We start from the raw sequence: 25,918 nt of genomic DNA on the forward strand, positions 1-25,918 counted from the left end.
ACTGCTATGTTTGTTGTTTTAATATATGTTTTTTGCAATTAGCTTTCAGCTTCTGCTTCAAGTTGTTTTAAAAAATTCGTGCTCCAGCGTTTTACTTCTGGGTCAACGTTATCACTCAGTAATAGATCAATCACTTGTTGGTAATAAGGCAGCGCAAGTTCTGGGTTTCGGTGGCGATTTGGCAACCAAGAATACACCCGGCAAAGGGGTGTAATATTATATTCGACGCCTGAAGGTGAAATACTTGCTTTATAGTAAGGTAACGCCGTCAGTAAGTGTTTAAACACCAATTGATAGGGAATTAGGTCTGGATCATAGCATGGGCGCCATTCACCCAGTGCAATCACTGCATCTGAAACCACTTGACCCGCTTTATCAAAAGGGTCAGCAGCCCAAATTTTAATATGCTCGAGGTAATCCTCACCGTGTACCGCCACAATAAAATTATATAAGTGTTCACGGGTAACAAAGCCATTTTCAACAAAGTCTTTAAAAAATAAAATTTGTCGATATACAGTACAAAGTCCGTTAGCATACATGCCTTTTTGCATAAATTTTACCACTTCATGCATAGCAGCCATCTCGTGGCTGGCATGCAGAAGTGTAAGATACTCCCAGTGCTTATAAATAGGATGGACATCGCCTTTATCGTAAAATTGTTTATAGGCAGCAATTTCTTCATAAACATCTGTTTCATCATCTTTGCCACGTTCATAAAGCCAAGCTTCAAACAGTGGCCACTTTTCATCTCGTGTTTGTTTTTGTTGTTTAGTTAAATTACGCCACGGGGTTGTATCAAATGTCATCATTGGGTAGTCCGTTACAAAAATTAAAGCGCTTTGTTCATGCATTTTGCATGCTGATGAAGGTTTTATCAATGACCGCTTTTCGCTCAATTGCGGCCTTTAAGGCTGTTTCTGAGATACCCTTCCGCTTTTATCTAAAAATTCAAAGCTGTTTTGAGGATATAGTTTGATAGAGTGGTCGCCTTTCTATTACGAAATACATCCTTGTATTTCGCCCTTCGGGCCAGCTTCGCTGTTCAAATTTATTCCCGATAAATTTGTGGTTATTTTATCTTTGGCGAAGCACTAATTTGTCAGGAACAAGTTAGAACGCCGCAGGCGGTCTTTAGATGAAAAGAAGGATCTTGTAATAAAGAAAAGTAACATGAAGCCAATGGATGGACTTTATGATAAACAGGAAGTTGTAAATAGCTTGTCTAATACCCAAATTAGCTCATTAACGACTTGGTAATCTGTTGTGATGAGGTTTTCCACTTAAACTAAGCCCGAATATCAAGCAAAGCCCTCGGCCGATTTAGTATCTACTTGACTGAGTTGATTAAATAAAATGCCGGCTTGGGTGCGGTTGTTAAGGCCAAGTTTACGCAAAATGGCGGATACATGTTGTTTTACAGTGGTTTCTTGCACTGACATTTCATAGGCAATTTGTTTGTTTAACAGGCCGTCGGCAATCATTGCCAGTACCTTGTATTGCTGTGGCGTAAGCTTTTCTAAGTTTTGTGCAAATTCAGTTTGTTCGTTGTCGATTGGGTGGGCTTCTAGGTCTAGATTTTCAGGCAGCCAAGTGTCGCCATCAATCACGACTTCAATGGCTTTGCCAATATTGCTCAGCGAGGTCGACTTTGGAATGTAGGCGCAGGCACCTGCTTCCATGGCGTGGTTGATAATTTTGGCGTCTTCCGTTGCCGATACCATAATCACTAAAATATCAGGGTATTGGTTGCGAATTTGCGTGAGCCCTTGCAGACCTTTGGCGCCAGGAATATTTAAATCGAGGAAAATAAGTTCGGTTTCTGGGTGAGTTTCCAGCAATGAAAACAAGCTCGCTAAATCATAACACTCTTGAATATTGTCTTTTTCGAGATAGTTTGCAGCCGCTTGGCTTAAAGCGCTGCGAAATAGTGGGTGATCGTCTGCGATAATGGCTTTCACTTGCGTTGTCATCCAATTAACTCCAATTCTTCCTGTTATAAGGTATTCGAAATACGGTTACAAGCATTTCCCCAAAGCTGGGCCACCGCACTAGGTGTTGGTGACCCAAGGGGGAGTGTTAATTAAAAGCGGTAATTAACGGTAAGCGTAACGGTACGCGGGTCGCCGTAATAACCAATTAAGGTATTGTCACCACCTAACCCCGGCGTATATTTGCTTGTATCCGTTGGGTCTGTAGGATCAGGGGTGACAAATTGATAACCACCAACAAGGTATTCTTCGTCGGTGAGGTTTTTACCCGTTAGTGATGCGCTCCAGTGGCCATCATTCGAGTACCAAGTAACACCCAAATTCACTAAACCGTAGGCATCTTGCGAAAGTAGGCTAGCTTCTTCAAACAGCACATAATCGCCGCGGTGGTAGTAGTTACCATTTACTACAAAGTCACCAAATGTTGATTCAATGGAATAATCAAATCCGAGGTTAAAGGTTAAATCTGGGGTGTTGGCAATATCAAATTGGTCTGATTTATCAAATTCTTCGCCCGTTTCTGGGTCTGTGTCGATCACTTCAGTAAATTCAGCATCGATATAACCAAGCGAGGCATTAAAATTAAGGTTGTCAGTGGCAACATAAGTAAATTCGGCTTCTATGCCTTGCGACTCTGAGCGGCCAATATTGCCAAGGCGCTGGTTGAGATCGGCTGAAGTTTCACCCGGTAAAATCGAAATATACTGGCGGTCTTTATGCAGCAATGAGAACAAGGTGATATTGGCGCGTAGGTTATTGTTCCACTCGCTTTTCATACCGAGTTCAAATGAGTCTACAATTTCTGGATTGGCAGCGGGCTCTGCGGTTGTGGCACGTGGGTTATAAGTACCTGACTTAAACCCTTGTGCGTAGCTTGCAAAAAACATCATGTCATCTGAATGTTGATATTCCACACCAAGGCGTGGTGTAAAGCGCGACCAATCTTCGTTATCGTTAAGTACTTCTGGTACTAATTCGCCTGCTGGGCGCTCATAACCTGGGATCCAACCTGAGTATGGGTACACAGTGGCAAATACTAAGCCATTGTTTACGTTTGCTTCTTTTTCATCTTGGGTATAACGGGCACCAAGGGTTGCCGACCACTGCTGGTTAAAGTAGTAGCTGCCTTGAATATACGCGGCTTTACTCGATGAATTGTTACAACCAGACACTTCACGGGTTAACCCCGGCAATGAAATCGCATTACCTAGTACTTCTAAAATGGCTTCAAACTGGCCGCATGATTCGCCATCATAGTAATAAAGGCCCGACACCAATTTGTAGTTTTCACCTGCGTGGTTTAGTTGTAATTCATGGCTGGTTTGATTGTCGTCATATACAGCTGGCACATCAAAAATACGAAGCGGTGTATTATCAAAGTCGATATTAGTTGGCGAATAACTTTCACGCTTAGATGCAACGTATTTTACGCTGGTGGCATCTGTTAAATCCCAGTTGGCAAGTAGGCTGTAGCCTTCGAGCTCTACTTTGTTCCACGTTGGTAAGCTGGTGTAGGAGTCGTATACGCTATTTGGCACTGGCGCATTTGTTAATAAACTTGGTAGTAAACGATAACCGCCTTTGGCGTTTGATGTATCGTCGGTTTTATCCCAATTTAAGCGGAAGAATAAATCGTCATTGGCATGCCATTCGAGCGTAACGCGGGCAGCTTCCACGTCTTTGTTGTAGTTTTCGGTATCTTGATTTGGTAAGTCTGATTGTAAATATTCACCAAACCCGTCACGGTTTAAGTTGGCATAACCAACACCAACATAAAGGGTATCTTGAATAAGTGGGTATTGGCCTGTTAGTTTAACATCGCGCTGGTTATAACTCCCTACGCTTGCCGATACATTAAATGACGCATCGCCAGTCATTTCTTTAGTTACGTACTTAATGGCGCCACCTATGGTGTTTTTGCCATACAGTGTGCCCTGCGGGCCGCGTAATACTTCAACGCGTTCAACATCAAGTAAATCAAGCACGGCACCTTGCGGGCGCGCTAAATACACATCATCAATGTAAATACCTACACCTGGCTCGTAGCCCCAAAGCGGGTCTTGCTGGCCTACACCACGAATAAACGCGGTAATGGTTGAGTTTGTGCCACGGCTGCGTTGCAACGTGGTATTTGGTGAAAATTGCTGTACTTCAATCAGTTCGGCAATGCCTTTTTCGGCAAGCTCGGTTGCACCTATTGAGGTAACTGCCACTGGCACTTGTTGAAGGTTTTCGACGGTTTTACGCGCGGTTACTTGAATGCGTTCAAGTTCTGCTTTTTTCTCGCCGTTTTCCTGTTGATTTGCAAATGTAGGGGTTGCTAATGCCAATAATACAGCGCCACTTACTGCAGACAGTGAGCGCAGGCAAGCGTGTTTGCTGCTGTTGATATTTGCCTTGGTCATAATGTTGTTCCTATCTTTATTGTTATACGTTACATCGCACAGCCAAGTCAGTTACCAATCTAGTGGGTAATCTTTAAAATAGCTTTAGCACTATAGTACTATCCACTGTTAATTTGTTGTTTTTAAATAATAAATCATTCACGTATAACTATAGTGCTATTGTTTAAATCGCCACCCTTAGCCACATTGATAGTCAGCAGTAATTTGACGCACTAGCAGCCAAGTCACCCTTGTTAGTGATTCAAATAGGAAGATTTTATGTTAAGTATGCTTGGCCTGATTGGTGGTCTGGCGCTTTTGATTGTGTTAACGCTGCGCGGGATGAATTTATTTATTGCCGCGCCAGCATGTGCACTCATTGTGGCGCTCACCAGTAATTTGGCGATTTTTCCAAGCGCTGGCGCTGATAATTTTATTCAAGGCTATATGAATGGCTTTGCTAATTTTGTTAGTGCATGGTTTTTTATGTTTTTGCTTGGCAGTTTGTTTGGCAAATTTATGGAAGACACCGGCGCTGCCGACAGCGTAGCTCGCTATATTGTCGATAAACTCGGTATGAAACACGCGGTACTGGCAATTGTGATTGCGTGTGCCGTATTAACCTATGGCGGTGTTAGCGTGTTTATTGTGGCGTTTTCGGTGTACCCAATGGCGCTGTCGCTATTTAAAGACGCCAATTTACCGCGCCGTTTTATTCCGGCTACGTTGGCATTTGGTTCGGTTACCTTCACCATGACATCCGCAGGTTCGCCTGAAATTCAAAACTGGATCCCCATCAAGTATTTAGGCACTTCGCCTTATGCTGCGTGGGAAGTGAGCCTAGTTGTAGCGATTTTTATGGCGTGTTTTGGCTACTGGTGGCTGAGAAAAATGATTGGTAAAGCGGTGGCTAATGGCGAGCAGTTTGAAGCGCGCGATGACGACCCAGAAATCCCCGAGCGTGATTACCCGCATCCAGTAACTGGGCTTATTCCGCTGTTAGTGGTATTGGCACTCTCCTTTATTTTGCACGACAGCTTACAGCAGGCTGCCTTGATTGTGGCGTTGTTAGGTGGGGTATTGTCGATTGTGGTGATTAACTTTAAGCACTTTCACAATCTTGCCAAAGCCACCACTGAAGGCACTAATGGCGCACTGATTGCGATTGGTAATACTGCGGCTGTGGTCGGTTTTGGGGCGATTGCTAAATCATCTGACGCATTTACCGTAGCGGTTAATTTAATGACGCAAATTCCAGGCAATGAGCTGATTGGTGCAGCAGTTGCGGTGAGTGTGATTGCGGGGTTAACGGGCTCTGCCTCCGGCGGGCAAGCCATTGCACTGCCATTAGTAGCGCCGCATTATTTAGATGCAGGGGTCAACCCTGAGCAATTACATCGTGTGGTGTCAATTTCGTCGGGTGCGCTCGATACCTTGCCACACAATGGGTATGTGGTAACTACCATTCGCGCAATTTGTAAAGAAACCCATCAAGCGGCATATTGGTCTATGGCGGCATTAAGTGCGGTGGTACCGTTACTTGGCGTTGTGTTGGCGTTGTGTTTGTTTATTTGGTTTTAAGGGCTGATTATGAAAATAATAAAAATGATTACTTTGGTGTTTTTGCTACTGTGTTTGCACGTACATGCCGAAACGCTACTTGTTGAAAAACAAACATTTACTACACAAAACTTTAAAACCTTTGGCGGTAAAAATATTGCCGAAGTAAAGGTAGGTTTTGAAAGCTACGGCACGCTTAATGCCAAAAAAGACAATGCTATTTTAATTACGCATTTCTTTTCCGGTAATTCCCACGCTGCTGGCAAATACGCTGAAAGCGATGCGCTACCTGGTTATTGGGATGCGATTATTGGCCCTGGCAAAACCATTGATACCAATAAATATTTTGTAATTAGTGTGGATTCACTCGCCAATGCCAATGTAAATGATGGTCACACCATTACTACAGGTCCTGCGTCAATTAATCCTGCCACAAACAAACCGTATGGCCTTGATTTTCCAGTGGTGACCATTCGCGATTTTGTTAACGTGCAAAAGTTAGCGCTTGAGAGTTTAGGCATACAAAAACTGCATGCTGTGATGGGCGCATCAATGGGGTCGTTTCAAGCGCTTGAGTGGGCGGTAACTTACCCAGATTGGGTTGGCAAATTAGTGCATGTGATTGGTGCTGGCCAAATGGATGCGTGGAGTGTATCGGCGCTAGAGCACTGGGCATTGCCAATTCGTTTAGATAAAAACTGGAATAACGGCGATTACTACGGCAAAGCTGCGCCTATCGACGGGTTAACTGCCACTATGCTCAATATCACCCAAGATGCGATGCACCCAAATATGTTTGCGCTGAGCTTCCCTAATTTTAAAGTGCTGGATAAAGGCGCACTGAATGATATTCGCACCCAACCCGAAGTAGTACAAACCCTGTTAAGCCGCGCTAAGCTTCGTGCTAAAACGCAAGATGCCAACCATGTGCTTTATTTAGTGCGCGCATCGCAGCTGTTTGTAGCGGGCCATCAAGATGACTACTTAGCAAGCCTTAGCAAAATTAGCGCACCGAGTTTAATTATTCCTGCCAGCAAAGATTTACTGCTGCGCCCAGAAATGGGTCGTACTCTTAATAGCGCATTAAAAGCGCAAGGAAAACAAACCGATATGGTAGAGCTCACTGGCGATTGGGGCCACTTAGAAGGGGTATTTGCAATCTCAGCACAAAAAGAACGTATTCAAGCGTTTTTGGAGGCAACTAATGAATAAACATATTTTGATCACCGGCGGTGCCAGTGGCATTGGTTTGGGCATTGCAGAAGCGCTCGCCGATAGCGACACCTTAATTACCGTAACGGACTTAAACCAAGACGCAGCACTTGAGGCGGCAAAAAAACTCAGTAGCAAAGGTTATCACGCGCTTGGTGTGGCACTAAATGTGACCGATGAAGCAGCGATTATTCAGCTACTTAGCGAGCTGCCTGCACCAGTTGATGTGTTAATTAATAATGCAGGCATTCAACATGTTGCGGCACTTGAAGAGTTTCCGCAAAACCAGTGGCGTTTACTGGTGGATGTGATGCTTACCGGCACGGCACTAATGACCAAAGCGGTATTACCAAGTATGCGCGAGCGCAATTTTGGCCGCGTGATTAATATTGGCTCAATTCATAGCTTAGTGGCGTCGCGTTTTAAGTCAGCCTATGTGGCGGCCAAGCATGGTTTAGTAGGTTTTTCGAAAGTGATGGCGTTAGAAACCGCCGAGCACGACATTACTATTAACACCATTTGCCCAGCGTATGTGAAAACCCCACTGGTTGAAAAGCAAATTGCCGATCAGGCAAAAAACCATGGCATTAGCGAGCAACAAGTGATTGAGCAAATTATGCTCGCGCCAATGCCAAAAAAATCATTTATCGATATTGCAGAAATCGCTCACACAGTGCGTTTTTTAATGGCGAAAGAGGCGTGCAATATTACCGGGCAAACCTTGGCGCTAGATGGCGGCTGGACCGCACAATAGGAGTTTAAAATGGCAGGATTTAATAAGGTAGTTTCAAGTTACAGTGAGGCAATGGCTGGGCTTGAAGATGGCATGACGGTGATTTCGGGCGGTTTTGGCCTGTGTGGTATTCCAGAAGGTTTAATTAGTGAAATTAAGCGCCAGCAAACTAAAGGGCTTACGGTAGTTTCAAACAACTGTGGTGTTGATGGCTTTGGTTTGGGCATTTTGCTTGAAGACAAGCAAATTAAAAAAATGGTGTCATCGTATGTGGGCGAAAACGCCTTATTTGAGCAGCAACTTTTAGCGGGCGAATTGGAAGTAGAACTTACTCCACAAGGCACGTTGGCTGAAAAAATGCGTGCAGGTGGGGCGGGTATTCCGGCATTTTATACGGCAACAGGTGTGGGAACGCTCGTTGCTGAAGGTAAAGAAGTTAAACAATTTAATGGCCGCGATTATTTGCTTGAGCCAAGTATTGTTGGTGATTTTGCCATTATTAAAGCGTGGAAAGCTGACCGCTATGGCAACTGCGTTTATCGCCATACTGCGATGAATTTTAACCCCATGGCAGCTACCGCAGGCAAAATTACCGTGGTAGAAGCAGAAGAAATTGTCGAGCCCGGTGAGCTTGCGCCAAGCGAAATCCATACCCCTGGCATTTATGTAAACCGCGTTATTAAAGGTGAATTTGAAAAACGCATTGAGCGCGTTGTGACACAGGAGCAAAACTAATGGCGTTAACCAGAGAACAAATTGCACAGCGTGTAGCGCGTGAACTTGAAGACGGTTTTTATGTAAATTTAGGCATTGGTATTCCAACACTTGTGGCGAATTTCGTGCCTGAGGGCATCGAAGTGATGCTGCAATCAGAAAATGGCTTACTCGGCATGGGTCCTTATCCAACAAAAGATCAAGTAGATGCCGATATGATCAACGCCGGTAAAGAAACCGTTACTGCAGCCACAGGGGCAGCTATTTTTGATTCGGCAGAAAGTTTTGCGATGATCCGCGGTGGCCACGTTGATTTAACTGTATTAGGCGCATTTGAAGTGGATCAACATGGCAATATTGCCAGCTGGATGATCCCCAAAAAATTGGTGAAGGGAATGGGCGGCGCGATGGATTTAGTGGCAGGCGCTAAAAACATTATTTGTGTAATGACTCATGCTAATAAACACGGTGAGTCCAAATTACTCAGCCATTGCAGCCTACCGCTCACAGGGGTGAACTGCATTAATAAAATTGTTACCGATTTAGCAGTGCTAGAAGTAAAAGACGGTGCATTCCATTTATTAGAGCGCGCACCGGGCATTAGCGTGGATGAAATTGTCAGCAAAACTCAAGGCAAATTAGTAGTACCAGAGTGTGTGCCAGAAATGGTGTTTAGTTAATTTAATTTCCAGTTGTAGCGCAAAATAAAAGGGGAACGTAATAGTTCCCCTTTTTATCGAAACATGCAGTCAAACTATTCTGATGTTTCAGTATCGGTTTGTTGGCCCATATCCTGACTCAATTGCTGCGAATTTTCGTCATCATCTGGGGTAATGAAAAAGTCATTGGCATTGATATTCGCTAGGTTGTCAAACTGCGCTTTGCCAAGGCTAAACCAATGTGCAAAATCACTGCGTTTTACATAATAGCTGTCTTCATGTTGAGCAAATTCAAAGTCAAACTGCTTGCCGTCGGCATCTTTCACGCTGAGCTTTTCAATCTCTGCAAAAGCAATTTCTTGCTCGGCGATTGCCGTGACCGTTAAACTCGAAAATTGCGCAAGCAGCTCATCAATACGCTCGGTATCAAGTGTTTGACCTTCAGGCAATTTTGCAGGCGCTTTAACTTGCCATATGGTTTCAACACCGGTCTTTGAGCTGGCGTTTGCATTTATGATATCTGGTAAGGCAGCGCTTTTATCTGCGATAGACTCTGTACGTTTGTCTAGGTCAGCATCATGCTTTACTTGCGTTTTTTCAAACGCTAATCCTGCTTGGCTGATTTCGCTGATATCTTTTACCGACAGCAATGACTTACTCAACCAATCATTTTTATCAACATTAAGCTGATAGCCGCTGAACTCTATGGTGAACACATCGTTATTGTCGCCATTACGCACGTAGAGCTTTTTAAAGCTGGGTGACTCACCTAACAATATGTCAACTTTATCATCACCTAGCTTGTAGGTGATGCGCTTTTCGAAATTGTCATCGGCCACTTTAAAACGTTCGTGACTGGCTTGAGTGCGTGACACAGGCCAATTCACCTTGCTGTTGATTAAAGTGTCGGTCAGGGCTGACACTTTATAATCAAGTAAAGGTAAATTTGGGTATTCAGCCAAATGCCAATCTGCACCGTTTTTTACCAATGTAAGCGGCTTATCATTATCACCTTCTTGCAAGGTAATTTCGCTGATGGCGTGTTGTTCTAGGCTTAACAATGACACTGGCGCTTGTGTCTCAAAGCTATTTTGGCCGTTATAAAATAGTGCGCCAGCTAGAATAACCTGTGCGCCTAGTGCCACAGATAAAATAGTTACTGCTTTATTCATGGTTGCACTCCTATTGCGAAATCCAAGTTAAATACTCACGCTGTTTGCGCTTTCTACGTTGACGATCAACCAGAGCCAGACCCATTAGCAATGTAAAGGCCAGCGCATAGTTTCCGTATTCCCAAATAAGCTGCTGGTCGTGTTCCATCGGTGGTAGGGTGCGGTTGAAATTACCACGCGCGCGAATGCTCATGAGCGCTCGGTCTTCCAGCGACCAATCCACGGCGTTCATCATCAGCTGCAAACTATTTAGATAATCGCTTTGCGATACGCCTGCGGTTAGTTGCAGCACTTGGTCTTGTACAAAGTCGTTTGAACTGAACAAGATAATGCGTGCACTGTCTGGCGCATGCTTAATCACACTGCTGACATCAAACTGTGTGTCGCTCTGGGCTTCACTGTTTTCAGACTCATTCTCAACGTTGTCAGCCGATGCATCGCTTTGAGAATTGGACTCTTTGGCAGCTAAAAGCGGAGAGTTTTTATCCGCAAAGAATGAGGTAAATTTACCTTGTGCCATCACACCCATTAATTGCTTCGCGGTGTCACCTTCTGATATGTAACTTGTCTCGCCTTGCGCGTTTAGTTGTGGCATCACATCAAGAGACGATGACGTCCACGCTTTGTCAGAGCTTTCAATCAATTTAGTGAAAGTCACGTTTTCTTTATTCTCTGCAAGGGTAATGGGCGACGACCAAGCCATTGTCAGTTGCGGTAGCTCAGAGGTGATTAAATTGTCTTGATTTAATCCATCACGGATATCTGCAAAATAGGGGTAATCCAACATACGCATTTCTTGCAGTTGGAAACCTCCAACATTGCGGGTCACCGGAATTGGGAATGCCGCATTGGTGGCATCCATCACTAGGCTGTTATCAATGTTTAAACCATGATGCGCCAACCAATCTGTCAGCCCACTGTCGACTGAGGTCATGTTCAAACTGCCACCAGCAAGGTTGATACTGTAAGGCGACGTCGCTGCGATCACCGTCCCGCCTTTCATTAAGAATTGGTCTACAGCAAATAACTGTTTTTCATTCAGTGATTTAGGGGCGACCAGCATTAGAATGTCGGCTTCACCCGATACACTGCCATCACTTAAATCTTCATTGATGATGTTCAGCTCACTGCCTAGCATGCGCTCTAGCTCTCTAAAGCTGCTACTTGGCATACCGTAACCATAACTCGGGGCTGAAGCGGGTTTTACTAGCGCTAAGTTTTTAGTGAAACCTGAAGCAAACCGCTTGATTGCCGCATCGAGGTTGCGCTCAAAGCTTGCGTCACTAAAGTCATCCAGTGGAATTTGTACAATTTGATCTTCGCCCGCTAAAGTCAGATAAAAGTAGAAGGTTTGATCTGAGAAAAAGCTGGTTGCCATTGGCTCAAAACCATAATCTTCGGCTATTTGAGTTGCAACTTTACCGCCTTCGGCTTCTGGCTCGATAAAGTTTACACTCAGCTTATTGTAAGACTTGGCTTGTACATCATTTAAGTGCTTTTCAATGCCTTGCTTTAAGCTTTGTAATTGCTCTGGCAGTTTGTCATTTGCCGACACATAGGCGTTAAACGTCAGTGTTTGCTTTACAGTATCGAACAAGTTACCACCGCTTTGATAGTTTTGTAGTACGGTTTTAATCGCGCGGGTAATGTCGTGTTCAGGGTTACGTAGCAGCACTTCAACATCTGACTCGGCGCGGGCATTAACCTCAATTAAGTCTCTAAACCCTAGTACTTGATGCTCGTCGCCGTATTGCACCAGAATATTAAAATAAGAGCTGACAATGGACGCTTGATAACGGTCGGCCACTTGGAACGGCATCGGCTTAATGCCAAATTGGGTGTTGGCTTCTTCTTCAAGCTCAGGGTGCATTTGTGGATCAATAAACTCAACGCGCACTCTGCCATCGGCAACGACTTCGTACTCTTGTAATAAGTCTTTCACTTGCGGCACCAGTGGCGCTAGTAACGGGTGGGTTTTATTACTGAAATACCCTCTGATCAACATAGGCTCTTGTAATTGCGCCAAATAAGACTCAGTCGCTTCAGAAATCGAGTATTGTTTGCCAGCGGTGGTGTCTAAACGCAATTGCGGTAACTGACTGAGCCACACGTTAGCTGTGAGTAAGTTTACCACCAGCAAACCTGTTACTAGTTGCCAGGTTTTATGGTGACTTGATTGTGCATTTGCTTCGTTGTCGTTTTTCGCCCAGCGCTCTTGCTCTAAAAAGTAAGTATTTAAAGCCAAGAACACTAAAGTTAACGAAACATAATAGACCAAGTCTCGAACATCAATGACACCACGGGTGATGTCGTCAAAGCGCGCGCCTGTGCCGAGTTGTCTTAAAAATTCAGCCCCTTGATGAGAGAAAAAGTCGGTTATCGCAGCAGTACCAATAAAGTAAAAAATCCCACCAATTACGCAAGCGGTGATCAAACTGACTATTTGATTGTCACTTCGTGCCGATACCGCCAAACCAATGGCAATATAGGCGCTACCCAATAACAACACCGCCAAATAACCCGAAATAACCGGGCCCCAGTCTAACTCACCTAAAAAGCTGACGGTGATCGGCAAAGGCAGTGTGATCACTAACGCTATCGCCAGCAGTGCCAAGCAACCTAAAAACTTGCCTAGCACAAAATGCCACAGCGGGACCGATAAGGTATGCACGTATTCAATGGTGCCGCTGCGTCGCTCTTCACTCCAGAGCTTCATGGTTAGGGTTGCTGATAAGAAGATCAGTAGAATGGGCATCCACTCGAACATTGGGCGCACATCGGCAATATTGCGAGAGAAAAATGCCTCAGCCCAGAAGAAGATAAACAAGGTTAACGACACAAATGCACCAATAAACAAGTAAGCTATGGGCGATGAGAAAAATAGCGCGATTTCTTTTTGCGCAATACGAACAGCATTAAACTGCGCAGATTGACTAGGCTGCATGCTCGGCTCCTCCCTTAGTGTTATTCGCGGTTGCGACGAATTCGTCGTTATTGATTTGGTTAAAGACGGTTTCTAGGTCACGTTTTTGCGGATAAAGGGCAAACAATTGCGCCCCATTTTCAATGATGGTTTTGCTTATATTTGCAGAAACTTGCTGCATGCTCGACTTGTCTTCTAGGCTCACGATAAATTTATTTGATGCATGTTCGACAGCAAAAACACCTTCAATGTCGGTGAGCTTTTTCGCTTCTGCTAAGTCGCTTTCGACCACCAGCTGTTTGCTTCGCTGCAATGCTTCGAGTTGTTCATCAAGGACCAGTTGCCCCGACTTCAAGATCAACACACGATCACACAAAGCATTCACCTCTTGCATAATATGGGTCGATAAAATCACCGTGGCTTTTTTGGCGATGTCTTTAATCAACTCACGCATATGTTGGGTTTGCTCTGGGTCGAGACCATTGGTTGGCTCATCCAAAATCAATAGTTTTGGTTGCCCTAAAATTGCCTGTGCTACACCCACACGCTGCTTGTAGCCTCGCGATAAGGTTTCGATAGGAGCCAATAATTTTGCCGATAAGTCAGTGGCTTTGATGGCGCGTTTGATTTCGGCTACTTTGTTATTGCCCTTTAAACCTTTTAAATCAGCGGCATAATCTAGGTATTCAGCCACACTCATTTCTGGATAGACGGGCAAACTTTCGGGTAAATAGCCAAGTTGGCTTTGAAGTTTTTTGGGCTCTTTAGAAAGCGTCACGCCATCTAAGCTGACGTCGCCAGTGTCGGCTTCAAGATAGCCGCTGATCATTTTCATTATGGTGGTTTTACCCGCGCCGTTGTGCCCAAGCAGCCCGATAATTTCACCTTTTTGGATCTTAAAACTCACAGAATCTACAGCTTTAAAACTGCCATAGCTGCGAGTTAAATTACTCACCTCTAACATGGAAGTCTCCGAATTAAGCTTATTACTGGTTGTTTATAAATAGATTTTTATTTGAAAAGAGTGCTTGAGACGTTATCGAAAAATACATTGTTATTATCTCCATAGTTGCAGGGTAAATTCCCCAAACAAAGTAAAGAACGAATCGTATTTTCTGATATGGGCAAATTAAAAAAGTTCAAGAGGGAGTGGTTATTTTTTGTTGCAATATCAAGTTAGGCAATAGAGCTAACCATAAGTAGCGGAAGTTGACGAGTTTGCCTGTGTTGAAAACTGATTATTTATCTTGAGGTTGCAGCAAAAGGAGGTGGGGCTAACAGATAAACAATACTTTCCAGCGTGTTAACATTTAGCAGTGCTAGAAGTAAAAGACGGTGCATTCCATTTATTAGAGCGCGCACCGGGTATTAGTGTTGATGAAATTGTCAGCAAAACTCAAGGCAAGTTAGTAGTGCCAGAGTGTGTACCAGAAATGGTGTTTAATTAATCTAATTTTCCAGTTGTAGCGCAAAATCAAAGGGAAGCTAAGTTGTTTCCCTTTTTATTTACACTTTGAAAAATATGAAATAATTGGTGAATGAAAGTGCGCTAAGAGTGCACTCTATTGAACCATTTATAAAGAATGGCCTTTAATTTGTCATGGTTAATTGGTTTTGCAATAAAATCATCCATGCCAGCATCATAACAACGCTGTTTATCTTCTTTAAGTACATTGGCAGTTAATGCAATGATTGGCGTATCGACGAAATTTGGCATTTTCCTAATATGCTTAGTTGCTTCAGTACCGCCCATTACGGGCATTTGCATGTCCATTAAAATAATGTCAAAACAGTCTAATTGGCAGGCTTCAATGGCTTTTTGTCCGTCTTCGGCAATTGTGATTTGGGTAATATTAAATTCGGCCAATAGAGCTTTTATCACAATACGATTAACTTCATTATCTTCAACTACCAATACGTTGAGAGTGGATATATCTATCTCTGGGGAGTTGTTTTTTTGCTGTGATTTACTTTCGATTTCTTCTTTTTTGGCGCGAGAGGTTTGATAATTAAAGTAAAAGTGCGACCCTTTATCTAACTCACTTTCAACTTGTAACGGCGAACCCATTAGCTTGAGCAGTTTGCTGGCAATTGCTAAGCCAAGCCCAGTACCACCAAAACGTCGGGTGATGGATGTATCGGCCTGCGAGAAAGCCTCAAATAAATTATCAATATTGTCTTCAGAAATCCCAATGCCCGTATCTGTTACACTAAAGGACAGCGCCAACGTGTCGTCGTTTTCTAATATTTGAACATAGAGTGAAACGCTGCCAACTTCTGTAAATTTTATTGCGTTGCCAAGCAAATTGATAAGAACTTGCTTAAGCCTTGTTTTATCTCCGTAAAATAAAACGTCTTCATCTTGCGACTTTGAGACGAAAAGCTGTATGTCTTTTGCGGCTGCTTGATGGATAAAAAGTTGCTCTAGTTCGTGCAATAAAAAGCTGAGATCGATAACCGTGTTTTCAAGCTGGATTTTAGATGCTTCGATTTTACTTAAATCTAAAATGTCATTGATAATAACCAGCAAACTATCTCCAGACGACTGAATGATATTAAGCATTTCTGCCTGTTTTTCAGTCAGTTCGGAGTTTTCTAATTGTCTTGCCATGCCGAGGATACCGTTCATTGGGGTTCTGATTTCGTGGCTCATATTTGCTAGAAATTCCGATTTCACTTTAGAAATTCGCTCGGCTTCTAATTTGGCATCTTTTAGATCTTTACTTAATTTGCGAAAGGTATCGGCCGCAATTGCTAATTTACCAATTTCATCGGTTCTATTAAGGTCGGTTATTGGCGCACTTAAATCGCCTTTAATGAAACGAGAAAAACTGACGGTTAATCGTTTTAAGGCATAAGATATGTGCGACTGAATAAAAAAACCGAAAAGTACAATATAAAATATGATGCCAAGGCTAAGTGACAACAGCACTATCTCGGTATTTTTAATCGCCTCTTCATTTTGTTTTTTAATATCAGCAAGGCGTTTAAGCGATGACTCCCTCAAACTATTTGCTAAGGTGCTAAATTCAATAGAGTCACCCGACATCACTACATTCACAAGCGTTAGATAATTTCGGTTGGCTTGAATGCTTTTGCGAAAGGTGTTGGCATACTTTGCTGATAATTTTGTCGTTTTAGCCACTTCTTCATAAAGTGCGGTGTTATTAGCATTCACCCGATTAACTGAAAGTAATTTTAAAGCGGTATCTACCGATTTTCGCTTGGAGTAATCTTTTTTATCTAAAAAGAGCAATGCATCGCGGTGAAGGCTATGCCAAATATTTAACTGTTCTAGTATTTCGGTATTTTCAGTGGCATTTCGACTGTGCTTTTTTATGTTTTCTAGTCTAGCTATGGCTTCAGTGTAAATTGCAGGTAGGTCTTGTTCGATAAGCTGTGTTTTGGTTTCAAATTGCTTATAAAATACATCCAAATTATTTTTATACCGCTCTATTAATTCTGACATTGCATCAAGATAAGTGTGATCTGTCGGGTGCATGGTTCCTACAGAAATGGCATTTAAACTGGTTTCAATTCGGGAGAAATTCTCAGAAATTTTCTCAAAAATGCTATTACTGCCAGACGACCCATAAACGTTAACATCGCGTTGTAGCTCAACAATATCTTTGTTTATTCTTAAAATTTCGACCGAATGGTTACTTATCTTAGTGGTGTTATTGATAGCATTTTCAATTGCGCGCAAGCGCTGCGACATAATTGCGTAGCTAAATACTAAAATCACTAGCACTACGAGCAGTGCTAGAGTCATTTTAGAGACGATTGAACTAGCTATTTTTTTAAACAATTTAAAGCCTTATGCGTTTAGCAGTTCGTACCATTTATCAAGGCTATAATCATAATTTTTCATCACCGTATTCCATACGGCGATGTTTGAAAAGCGTTTTATGTAACTGCCTCCATCACGCATCTCACCGGGTTTAACGGATATTTTGCCATCGGTTCCTCTTAGTTGTTCTGTTGCTTCTTTGCCGTTGTACCAATAGTCCCATTCAGGAACTGACATTAAAGGCTGGCTGCGCTCGGGATTTGAAATGTAGTAACCTTGCCTTGCGATAAATGCACCTGGATAACCGGACAGCCACCAATTCATGTATTCGTATGCAGCATCTTTAACCTCGCCTGAGGTGTTTTTAGACAGGCACATAACGCCATGCCAAGCACGGTAGCCTTCTTTAGGGGAAGCATAGACAACCGGAATGCCACTGCCTTTGCAAGCGCTAACGCCAGGGGAAAACATACTTTGAATATGAACTCTGTTAGATTTCATAAAATCTACCGATTGTGGCACTGACGTCCAAAATCCAGAAAAATGACCTTCTCTTTTTTTAGCAAGTAAAATGCTAAACAGTTGGTCAATCTCTTCAATTGACATATCGCCCATGTCATTAAAGGTCATAAGCCCTGCGCCTTGTGCCGCAAGTGCTGCATCAAAAATACCGATGGTTGGCGCGTTTACTAAGGCCACTTTCCCTTTATTTTTCTCATCTAAAAGCCAAGACCAAGACTCTGTTTCATACGCAATCCCTTTATTTATATGTTGCGTGTTGTAGCCAAATGAATCGACGTTATGAACATAAGGTAAAAAGCTAATGTGAGAAGATGGGTTATTGCCAAGTGTGCCATTTGGCTGAACAAACAAAAGCTTGTTGGGTGAATCGCCAACGCCTAATTTGGCTTCTGGAACTATTTTCCCTGTTTTGGTAAGCGGATTAATCTCGTCCCAATAGGTTAATCTATTAATATCAATAGGTTGAATTGCATCGGCCTGCCATAAAATATTTATTGAATCTGACCACTGTTCATACAAGTCAAATGAGCTTGGATCTGCAGCAGCCTTTTGCAAAACTGCAGCACTGCCCATAGGAGTAAATTCAAGGTTAAGCCCGAGCTCTTTCATAGCGCGCTGTCTTAACTCTTCTTGAAGGGTGACATGTGTGCCCATTACGCGAAGAGTCACTTGTTTCTTTGCAAAAACATAAGGCGCTTTGAATGCCAGCGAAGTAAGGGCTGCACCCGTGCCAATTGTTTTTAGAAACTTTCTACGATTAGTCAGCTCATCCATTTCAAATTACCCAGCTCTAGCTCATTGTCTGAAATTAAGTGTAGAACAATACGTTACAAATGGTGATTGCGAATTAGATAGGTATGATGGGTAAACTGGCCTGCATTTTATAAAATATTGATTAAATTGTTTTTAATCCATTTTTAAAGGGTAGTAGTGGCAAGCGTTGTAATTTAACAATTTGGAAAAAAGCTTTTTTGTGCTTTTCGATGAGTGCTAGCTTAAATCTTGTAGTGTTTTAATACAGGCTTCAAGGTGTTTGGGGTGATAACCTGATACCTGAGCTGTCACAATGGCTCCTTCTTTCATTATGCAAATAGCATCGAGTAAGAGCGGGTTACTTTGGTGCAGTTTACTTTCAATTAGCGCTCTTACTTGTGCTTTATGTTGTTGGCAAAGAGCATAAATTTCACACGTTTCATCACTAAATTCTGCTGAAGTATTAATAAAGAAGCAGCCTCTAAAATCGCCTAAGCTTGGTTCTTTGTGATTAAACCAGCTTGCAAGCGCGTTAAATAGCTGAGTGATTAACTGCTGGTTGGAATTGACATCACTTAACTTTTCATGGAGCCACGCCATAAAGGAAGCATGACGAATCTGTAATGCGGCTTTTAATAGCTCGTCTTTGCTTGCAAAGTGGCTGTACATCGTACGTTTCGCTACCCCTGAAACAGCTAGTATTTCGTTGATACCAATGGCATGAATACCTTGTTTATAAAAAAGTGATAAGGCGGTATCAATCAGTAGTTGACGTTTTTTTGTCATATTTATCTTTGTATGGCTTTGTCTGAAAAGTATATTGACAAAAGTAGACCGTTTTGTCTACCATGAAAAAGTAGACAGAGTGGTCTACTTTTGTTTTGGAGTTACAATGAACGGAATTTATATCGCAAGTTTGGCTGGGTTAGGTGCGTTTTTGGCTATCGGTATGCTGTCTTATGTGGATGCGTCATTGACCAATGTGGCGCTTTTGATGGCACCATTTGGTGCAACTGCAGTACTGGTATTTGGCGTACCCGAAAGCCCACTTGCACAAGCAAAGAATGTAATTGGAGGACACTTAATTACGGCGTCTATTGGTATTGCATTTACTTTATATATTGGTGTGTCGCCGTTCACTTTAGCGCTAGCAACGGGTTGTGCTGTGACTGCAATGTTGCTTACTAAAACGACTCACCCGCCAGCGGGAGCCAATCCAATTTTAATTATGCTTGCAGGGCAGGGGTGGAGCTACTTAATTACTCCCGTGTTAATTGGCGCAGTTGCATTAGTTTTGACTGGTAAAATGATGCAAAAATTACAAAAGCGAATGCTAAAACCAGTTTAAGCAAAAATCAGCGAAAGGTCTGCGCTTTAAGAGAGTTGTTGTTTAAGCCAAATTGTTGCGTCGGTTGGGTTTTCAAAAAATGCGATATTTTGCTTTTTAAGTGCCGGTGTACGCGCTAGTAAGATTTGTTTGGTGACGTTGTTATCAATAATAAAAGCTTTTGCAACAATTGCTTGCTGATTTAACCACTCATTGTAGTTATCGAGGGTTTGGTATGCTTCTGGCGTACCACCTTCTACTTCAAGGTTATTAATTAACATGGCAAAAGGTTGATTTTGAAAAGTGCTTACTAGGCGCTTAATTTCATTTGCATAGTGTTGTACGCCTTTGTCATTAAAGCTACCGATAAATGCAGCCGAAATAATACGCTCACCAATTAAAGCGACTTCACATGTACCATGACGGTTGCTAGCCTTGAACTTCATAAGCAAATTAAAACAGAAATAATATTAAGTGTAACGGATTTAAAAGTAATGTGCAGTTAGCAATTGGTTTTAGATGTGGAGAGCGTAGAGCTGAGGCAAGTTGATTACTTGCCTCCGGAATATTTGCTTATAAAACCACTAGGTTTTCAGCTTGAGGTCCTTTTTGACCTGTCGTTACAGTGAACTCAACTTTCTGACCTTCAGTAAGGGTACGGAAGCCGTCACCAGTAATAGCACTAAAGTGTACAAATACGTCTGGGCCTGATGATTGCTCGATAAAGCCAAAACCTTTTGATTCGTTGAACCACTTAACAGTGCCGTTTACTTTTTCTGACATGATATAAATCCAGTATATAAATTTGGGTGTAACAATTGCTCATAATGAGCGTGAATAGCGTCAAAATAAAGCAAAGTGTTAGTGACTACAGGACGTCGTACATCAAATTCGGCGAAATGAAGAAATAATACTGTAACTCAACTTATTAGCTACAAAGTCAAGTTAACTGTCATGCAAGTCAAAGTCAATGATAATTTAATGACAAAATTGGGAAGTTTTTACTCAAAATTTGTTTGTTAAGTAAACAGTTTCAATTTTTCATGATAGTTGAGGCGCTGTTTTACATTTTTTATTAATCAATTGAAGAATAAGCGATTAATCAGATTTTCTGCATAATCATAGGGGGGCTATTTGTATTTGGTTAGAGTGATGGACTTAACTTTTGGTTGTTAAGTCCATTGAGTTTATTGCGTGCTTTGAAAACAGCGTGTTTGATTTTCACAAAGCATGGTCGTGTTTCACTGTTAACGATGCATACCTCTAATTGGGTAGTTGTTATCTGGATTGCGGATCCACGCTAAACCATTTACTAATGCTTCAAGTTCAGGACGCACAAATGGATTATTTGAGATATCCACAACTTGTATCTCGCCTTTTGCATTAACCACAAATAATCCGGGCTCTGCAAACGGATGGTCGGTTTCTTGCTCTGAACGTGGTTCTGAGATGTAAAGACCAAGGGTATTCATTTGCTCGGTGGTTAAACCGTAGGCAATTGGAAAGTTTACTGTTAGCTGTTCTAAATGGGCTGTGAGTTGTTCTGTACTGTCACCTGAAATAGCAACAATATCGACACCAATTTCAGATAACTTCTGCTTAAACGTGCTTAATTGATTAAGGTACTTAGTGCAAAGTGGGCAGTGGAGACCACGATAAACCAACACCAATTGCCAATCATGACCTGCTTTAGGTGAGCCAATTTCAACAATTTCGTCAGACAGAAGTGTTGCATTAAATTTAGGAAACTCTGTTCCAGCATGTAATTTTTGTGTGTATTCAAAAGACATGATTTACTCCATTAAAAATGTTTGTTGATGTGTGCAGCAAAGCGTTTTAAATCGTTTTCTACATCTGCGTTTTTCATCACATCAAAACAAGCAAATGTTGGCAAGGCTTGCATATCAAAAAACTTAAAATTCATATGCATTGGAAAGAGCAGATCATCTACCGATTTACCGTTAAAAAATTCATCTGGTTTGTTGAACGACTCTTCAGGCGCATTGAATGTGACTGACATCATGTATTTTGTGCCTGTTAGCGTGCCGCCACGGCCATAATTTATTTTAGGCTCTTCGGCTGTTCTACCATCACCATTACACAATGCACCACCCATACCTGCTGTGTACACTTCATCCATGTATTTTTTGAATGACCAAGTTACACCCATCCAATTAATTGGTGACTGAAAGATAACCACGTCTGCCCATTGATGGTTTTCGAGTTCTTGCTCGACATTGATTTCGTCTTGCATTGTTACGACTCTGGTGTTGTGTCCTTTTTGGTTAAGTAATGTGACTGCAGAGTCAACCAATGTTGCGTTGAGTTTGCCTTCTGAAAAAGTGTAATACTGATGGCCATTAATAATTAAAATATTGCTCATAATTTACTTTCCTGTGGTTGCTTTCATCAAAACTGTATTTGAGGTATATTTTAGGAACCTAGTGTGCTTTTACAATTAGTATACTTTTAGTAACCTAGTTTAATGAGGACCTTTTTTAGTGGAAAGTTATGTAAAAACAGACGCTAAGGGACGAAAAAAAGTTTTTAATGTGTGTGATGAACCTTGCGCCATTGAAAAAGGAATGCGATTGATTGGCGGTAAATGGAAAGGATCAATTATTTATCATTTAAAAGATGAGCCTGTTCGCTTTAATGATTTAGTAAGAATGTTAGGCGGGGCAACTAAAAAAATGGTTGATCAACGCTTAAAAGAGCTAGAGCAAGAAGGCATGGTTCTTCGTAAAGTGATTAATGAGCGCCCAGTTGCGGTTACTTATGAGTTAACGGCGTTTGGTCGCTCTGCACTTGGTATTCTTGAATCATTACGTGTGTGGTCAGAGTCTAACGATATTGAGTTAAATAAATAACTTAAATGGCATTTTGTACCTTAGCTTACGTTTGACAATTACACCTTCAAATAAGGTTTGGTAATAGGTATCTTTTACGATAAAAAATATCTATTACTAAGCCAAAAATAATTCGTTGTATTTTTAATTCCGAGCCAATTAAATTGCGCGCCATAAAACCACCTCATTTATTCGAAACTCAGTCATATCTTGTGTGATTGCTGTTAATTTCGAGCACGTCTTAGAGAACATTCATCCGTGGAAAATAGAATTATTATTGGTCGTTTGGAAAACATTGATTTGCCTGAATTTGGTATTTTTCAAATGCCTGTGCGCATTGATTCGGGTGCACAAACATCGTCACTGCATGTTGATAATGTTGAACGCATTACCATTTCAGGCAAACCTGCGGTTGCCTTTGATTTACATCCAGAACTTCATAATGTTGCTGCAAAAGTACGCTGCCAAGCAGTAATAAAAGATCAACGCAAGATTAAATCTTCGAATGGGGTGAGGGAGCAGCGTTTTGTCATCATAACGCGAGCAAAGTTAGGCGATTTAAGCTGGCCAATCGAGATCACTTTAACAGATCGCTCTGATATGACTTATTTAATGTTACTTGGTCGCCAAGCTATGGGGGAAAAGTTTTATATTGATCCTGCCGCTGTGTTTTTGACATCGTGTGACTGAGGCGTATTGTCGCGAAATTTTTTATAGTTAATGGTAAATTGATAGGTCTCGCTAAAAATATCATCATTCAACAATAATGTACCTTGATTAAAGGAAATTGTTTATCTTCTAAGCTACTGTTAAAGCTAAAAGTAATTTTTAACATGGTGATCAATGGTAAAGCACGGTAGCAACGCTAAATTTGCCTTTAAGCAATGGGATTTGCTTGAATTTACAAGGCAATGTAAATGAGGCTTGTACGTGCTTTAAGCTATCTTTTTTGCTATTTCATATTATCTACTAAATGCTTTGCCAACAGCCCAGTAGAGGTTCGTATTCTGGCAGATGATGATTACCCTCCTTACAGTTATGTAGAAAATGGTGTTTTAAAAGGGATCTATATTGATTACTTGAAGAGACTTTCACACCACTTGCAAGATGATTACACCATAAGTGTAATGCCACTACCTTGGAAACGCGCTTTAAAGTTAATTGAAAGTGGTGAAGAATTTGCCCTTATACCCCCTTATATTCACCACAAAAGTAGGCCTTTTATAGCCCATTATTCAAGTTCGATTGGCATAGAAAAAGTCGTGGTGTTTTGTCATAAGGATGTGTCTTTAGAGCATGCTTTTAGTCTTGGGCCTAAAGCTCGCCCTGCACTCAAGTTAGGGATTAATGCTGGGTACTTACTACTTAATGACAAATATAAATCGGCAGTAAGTAAACGGCGTATTATTTTGGCGACCAATAAAAGTACTGCAAGTAATGTAGAAAAGCTTATAAAACGTCGCATTGATTGTTACATAAATGATGAAACATCGACCTTGATTACCCTTAGCGATGTGTTAAGTCATTACCACACGCAATTTAAGCGTGACTTTGTGGTGAAAGAAGTTATTTCGTCGCAGTCTGCACATATTGGTTATGCAAGAGATTTTCAAAAACATGGGTTTTCAAATCAAGCGTTTATTGATGCTATGAATGATGCCATCAATACGATTTCACCAAACGGTATTAACTTCTAGTATTGGGTAAGCTAACTTTATTCCTATGCCATCGTGTGAGTGTTTAATTTTCTTGCTAATGTTCCCCCAACTTATATACCCTATTATTTTTAAACACTTAAATTACTTTAATTTAGGTATCTAGTTAGCTACTAAAAGCATTAAATTGATATGAAACACATCTTTTACTCTTTGCTCGCATTACCTATGCTGGCAAGCGCAGCACAATTTGAGTTAACAGTTACAGCAATAGACGAAAATATTTACCAACATGTTTCCTACGAGCAAGTAGGTAAGTGGGGCATGGTTGGTGCTTCTGGTTTAGTTGTGGTTGACGGTAAAGACGCTTTTTTTATTGATACACCATGGTCTAACAGTGATACTGAAAAGTTAGTTGATTGGACACAAGAGCAAGGTTTTACACTTAAAGCGGCTGTTGTAACGCATTTTCATCAAGATGCAAGCGGTGGCCTTGATGCGTTAAACAAACGAAATATTCCAACTTATGCTTATAAAAAAACGAATCAGTTATTGGAAAAACATAAAGGGTTGTCGGCAACACATATTATCGAAGAGAATAAGTTTTCACTTCTTAAAGACAAAATAGAGGTGTTTTATCCTGGTGGTGGGCATACCGCTGATAATGTTGTGGTATGGCTTGAAAAGCCTCAAATGCTCTTTGGTGGTTGTTTTGTAAAGGGGCTTAACAGTAAAAATTTAGGCAACCTTGAAGATGCGGTTGTTTCAAAGTGGCCAACATCAATTGAAAATACGCTTAAGCAATTTCCTAACATCAAATTAGTGGTACCAGGGCATGGTAAAGCGGGAAATAAAGAGTTACTAACTCACACTTTGCATTTAGCAGAAAAAGCGCTGTCTAAAGAACGATAAATAACCTGAGATAAAATAAAAGTCACTTTGTAGCGCAGCTACTTTTACATATTAGTGTGTTGAGTTTGTTTGCAATGGATTCGTTATTTGCGCTCAAATGGCCTTGTTACTGAGAAAAACAATAAAACACAAGTGTATAAAACAACATAATCTTTACATTACAGATTTTGCGCAAACTTTTTAACTCGAGTTTAAGTTAAATCAATTGCGCCATAGTTTAACTAAAAACTATGGCGCGTTTTGTTTTTACAAATTAGCTTAGTTATACGCGCCACTTGCATAATGTAGCTCGTAGCTGTGGCTGTATATTTCTAAAATATTGCCAAATGGGTCTTCCATGTAAATCATACGGTAAGGTTTTTCACCTGGGTAATAATAGCGTGGTTTTGCCATGCGTTTTTTACCGCCAGCGGCGACAATTTTTTCAGCCAACCCTTCTACATCTGGGTCTTGCACACAAAAGTGGAAAATACCTGTTTTCCAGTACTCAAAGTTATCTTCAGGGTTTTCTTGGTTTTTAAATTCAAATAATTCAACACCAATGCGGTCACCAGTAGATAAATGGGCAATGCGAAAACGCTGCCAGCCAGCACCAAATACATCGGTACACATCTCGCCTATTGGCGAGTCGTCTTCAATAATTTCAGTAGGTTCCATAATCAAATACCAACCTAACACCTCAGTATAGAACTTTACTGCGGCTTCTAGGTCCGGCACTGATATACCAATGTGCGAAAAACTTCTTGGGTAAGTATGTGACATTGT

24 protein-coding genes and 1 pseudogene are annotated in these 25,918 nt (G+C 41.6%); 11 read left to right on the forward strand and 14 right to left on the reverse strand.

From position 1 onward, the window contains the following. Positions 1-38 precede the first annotated feature (38 nt). From AAEU29_RS09055 to AAEU29_RS09065, 3 genes are all read right to left on the reverse strand, one after another. Entirely contained in the window at positions 39-851 is an 813-nt protein-coding gene (locus AAEU29_RS09055) for a hypothetical protein (RefSeq protein ID WP_421973016.1), read from the reverse strand. A gap of 447 nt (positions 852-1,298) precedes the next feature. Further along, positions 1,299-1,970, reverse strand: coding sequence for a response regulator (locus AAEU29_RS09060; protein ID WP_100914639.1), 672 nt, complete (start codon positions 1,968-1,970; stop codon positions 1,299-1,301). Between the two features lie 110 nt (positions 1,971-2,080). Next, positions 2,081-4,393 carry a TonB-dependent receptor gene (locus AAEU29_RS09065; RefSeq protein ID WP_421973017.1) on the reverse strand — a complete coding sequence of 771 codons (2,313 nt, stop codon included), beginning with the start codon at positions 4,391-4,393 and terminating at the stop codon, positions 2,081-2,083. Positions 4,394-4,651: 258 nt separating this feature from the next. Here AAEU29_RS09065 and AAEU29_RS09070 point away from each other — a divergent pair, with 258 nt between their 5' ends. The 5 genes from AAEU29_RS09070 to AAEU29_RS09090 are packed head-to-tail and all read left to right on the forward strand — an operon-like array spanning position 4,652 to position 9,271. After that, the gene (locus AAEU29_RS09070) at positions 4,652-5,953 is read left to right on the forward strand and encodes a GntP family permease (protein WP_421973018.1); all 1,302 of its coding nucleotides are present in this window, start codon (positions 4,652-4,654) and stop codon (positions 5,951-5,953) included. Between the two features lie 9 nt (positions 5,954-5,962). Then, positions 5,963-7,144, forward strand: coding sequence for an E22 family MetX-like putative esterase (locus tag AAEU29_RS09075; RefSeq protein ID WP_421973019.1), 1,182 nt, complete (start codon positions 5,963-5,965; stop codon positions 7,142-7,144). Further along, a complete protein-coding gene (locus AAEU29_RS09080; protein ID WP_105172245.1) occupies positions 7,137-7,898 on the forward strand; it encodes a 3-hydroxybutyrate dehydrogenase in 762 nt (253 codons plus the stop codon). Before AAEU29_RS09075 ends, AAEU29_RS09080 begins: the two co-directional genes overlap by 8 nt. 9 nt (positions 7,899-7,907) lie before the next feature. After that, complete coding sequence (locus AAEU29_RS09085; RefSeq protein ID WP_421973020.1) at positions 7,908-8,612, forward strand: CoA transferase subunit A; 705 nt, start codon at positions 7,908-7,910, stop codon at positions 8,610-8,612. Beyond that, positions 8,612-9,271 carry a CoA transferase subunit B gene (locus AAEU29_RS09090; protein WP_421973021.1) on the forward strand — a complete coding sequence of 220 codons (660 nt, stop codon included), beginning with the start codon at positions 8,612-8,614 and terminating at the stop codon, positions 9,269-9,271. The genes AAEU29_RS09085 and AAEU29_RS09090 overlap by 1 nt, the downstream gene beginning before the upstream one ends. A gap of 74 nt (positions 9,272-9,345) precedes the next feature. Here the strand turns inward: AAEU29_RS09090 and AAEU29_RS09095 are convergent, their stop codons facing one another. From AAEU29_RS09095 to AAEU29_RS09105, 3 genes are read right to left on the reverse strand one after another with little or no spacing between them, the layout of a single operon-like run. Beyond that, positions 9,346-10,422 (reverse strand): DUF4340 domain-containing protein, encoded by a 1,077-nt coding sequence (locus tag AAEU29_RS09095; protein WP_421973022.1) that lies wholly within the window; start codon positions 10,420-10,422, stop codon positions 9,346-9,348. A 10-nt stretch (positions 10,423-10,432) separates the two neighbouring features. Then, positions 10,433-13,366, reverse strand: coding sequence for a Gldg family protein (locus AAEU29_RS09100; protein ID WP_421973023.1), 2,934 nt, complete (start codon positions 13,364-13,366; stop codon positions 10,433-10,435). Further along, a complete protein-coding gene (locus tag AAEU29_RS09105) occupies positions 13,356-14,309 on the reverse strand; it encodes an ABC transporter ATP-binding protein (protein ID WP_421973024.1) in 954 nt (317 codons plus the stop codon). Before AAEU29_RS09105 ends, AAEU29_RS09100 begins: the two co-directional genes overlap by 11 nt. A 346-nt stretch (positions 14,310-14,655) precedes the next feature. Between AAEU29_RS09105 and AAEU29_RS09110 the strand changes: the two are divergent. Beyond that, positions 14,656-14,793 (forward strand): annotated as a pseudogene (locus AAEU29_RS09110) (succinyl-CoA--3-ketoacid-CoA transferase); the annotation flags it as partial. 101 nt (positions 14,794-14,894) lie between these two features. Here the strand turns inward: AAEU29_RS09110 and AAEU29_RS09115 are convergent. The 3 genes from AAEU29_RS09115 to AAEU29_RS09125 all read right to left on the reverse strand — a co-directional run bounded on the left by AAEU29_RS09115 (position 14,895) and on the right by AAEU29_RS09125 (position 19,196). Beyond that, complete coding sequence (locus AAEU29_RS09115) at positions 14,895-17,153, reverse strand: response regulator (RefSeq protein WP_421973025.1); 2,259 nt, start codon at positions 17,151-17,153, stop codon at positions 14,895-14,897. Positions 17,154-17,162: 9 nt separating this feature from the next. Next, on the reverse strand, positions 17,163-18,431 hold the full coding sequence (locus AAEU29_RS09120) for an ABC transporter substrate-binding protein (RefSeq protein WP_421973026.1): 1,269 nt from the start codon (positions 18,429-18,431) through the stop codon (positions 17,163-17,165). Positions 18,432-18,647: 216 nt separating this feature from the next. Then, on the reverse strand, positions 18,648-19,196 hold the full coding sequence (locus AAEU29_RS09125; RefSeq protein ID WP_421973027.1) for a TetR/AcrR family transcriptional regulator: 549 nt from the start codon (positions 19,194-19,196) through the stop codon (positions 18,648-18,650). Positions 19,197-19,302: 106 nt separating this feature from the next. Here AAEU29_RS09125 and AAEU29_RS09130 point away from each other — a divergent pair, with 106 nt between their 5' ends. Beyond that, positions 19,303-19,758 carry an HPP family protein gene (locus tag AAEU29_RS09130; protein ID WP_421973028.1) on the forward strand — a complete coding sequence of 152 codons (456 nt, stop codon included), beginning with the start codon at positions 19,303-19,305 and terminating at the stop codon, positions 19,756-19,758. A 26-nt stretch (positions 19,759-19,784) separates the two neighbouring features. On the opposite strand, the gene AAEU29_RS09135 is transcribed toward AAEU29_RS09130, so the two are convergent. The 4 genes from AAEU29_RS09135 to AAEU29_RS09150 all read right to left on the reverse strand — a co-directional run bounded on the left by AAEU29_RS09135 (position 19,785) and on the right by AAEU29_RS09150 (position 22,120). Beyond that, the gene (locus AAEU29_RS09135) at positions 19,785-20,183 is read right to left on the reverse strand and encodes a hypothetical protein (RefSeq protein WP_421973029.1); all 399 of its coding nucleotides are present in this window, start codon (positions 20,181-20,183) and stop codon (positions 19,785-19,787) included. Positions 20,184-20,310: 127 nt separating this feature from the next. After that, entirely contained in the window at positions 20,311-20,520 is a 210-nt protein-coding gene (locus AAEU29_RS09140; protein WP_040134885.1) for a cold-shock protein, read from the reverse strand. A gap of 464 nt (positions 20,521-20,984) precedes the next feature. Further along, entirely contained in the window at positions 20,985-21,527 is a 543-nt protein-coding gene (locus tag AAEU29_RS09145; RefSeq protein ID WP_421973030.1) for a redoxin domain-containing protein, read from the reverse strand. Between the two features lie 11 nt (positions 21,528-21,538). Next, positions 21,539-22,120, reverse strand: a complete 582-nt coding sequence (locus AAEU29_RS09150) for an NAD(P)H-dependent oxidoreductase (protein ID WP_421973031.1) — start codon at positions 22,118-22,120, stop codon at positions 21,539-21,541. Positions 22,121-22,238: 118 nt separating this feature from the next. On the opposite strand from AAEU29_RS09150, the gene AAEU29_RS09155 reads away from it, so the two are divergent. The 4 genes from AAEU29_RS09155 to bla all read left to right on the forward strand — a co-directional run bounded on the left by AAEU29_RS09155 (position 22,239) and on the right by bla (position 25,153). After that, positions 22,239-22,607, forward strand: a complete 369-nt coding sequence (locus AAEU29_RS09155; RefSeq protein WP_421973032.1) for a winged helix-turn-helix transcriptional regulator — start codon at positions 22,239-22,241, stop codon at positions 22,605-22,607. A gap of 237 nt (positions 22,608-22,844) precedes the next feature. Next, positions 22,845-23,276: an ATP-dependent zinc protease family protein gene (locus AAEU29_RS09160; protein WP_421973033.1), complete on the forward strand. Its 432-nt coding sequence runs from the start codon at positions 22,845-22,847 to the stop codon at positions 23,274-23,276. 227 nt (positions 23,277-23,503) lie between these two features. After that, entirely contained in the window at positions 23,504-24,283 is a 780-nt protein-coding gene (locus AAEU29_RS09165) for a substrate-binding periplasmic protein (protein ID WP_421973034.1), read from the forward strand. Positions 24,284-24,433: 150 nt separating this feature from the next. Next, positions 24,434-25,153, forward strand: a complete 720-nt coding sequence (gene bla / locus AAEU29_RS09170) for a subclass B1 metallo-beta-lactamase (RefSeq protein ID WP_421973035.1) — start codon at positions 24,434-24,436, stop codon at positions 25,151-25,153. A 258-nt stretch (positions 25,154-25,411) separates the two neighbouring features. On the opposite strand, the gene AAEU29_RS09175 is transcribed toward bla, so the two are convergent. Continuing rightward, positions 25,412-25,915: a lactoylglutathione lyase family protein gene (locus tag AAEU29_RS09175; RefSeq protein WP_274763398.1), complete on the reverse strand. Its 504-nt coding sequence runs from the start codon at positions 25,913-25,915 to the stop codon at positions 25,412-25,414. Positions 25,916-25,918 lie beyond the last annotated feature (3 nt).

Source organism: Pseudoalteromonas aquimarina, assembly GCF_049257255.1.
GTDB lineage: Bacteria > Pseudomonadota > Gammaproteobacteria > Enterobacterales > Alteromonadaceae > Pseudoalteromonas.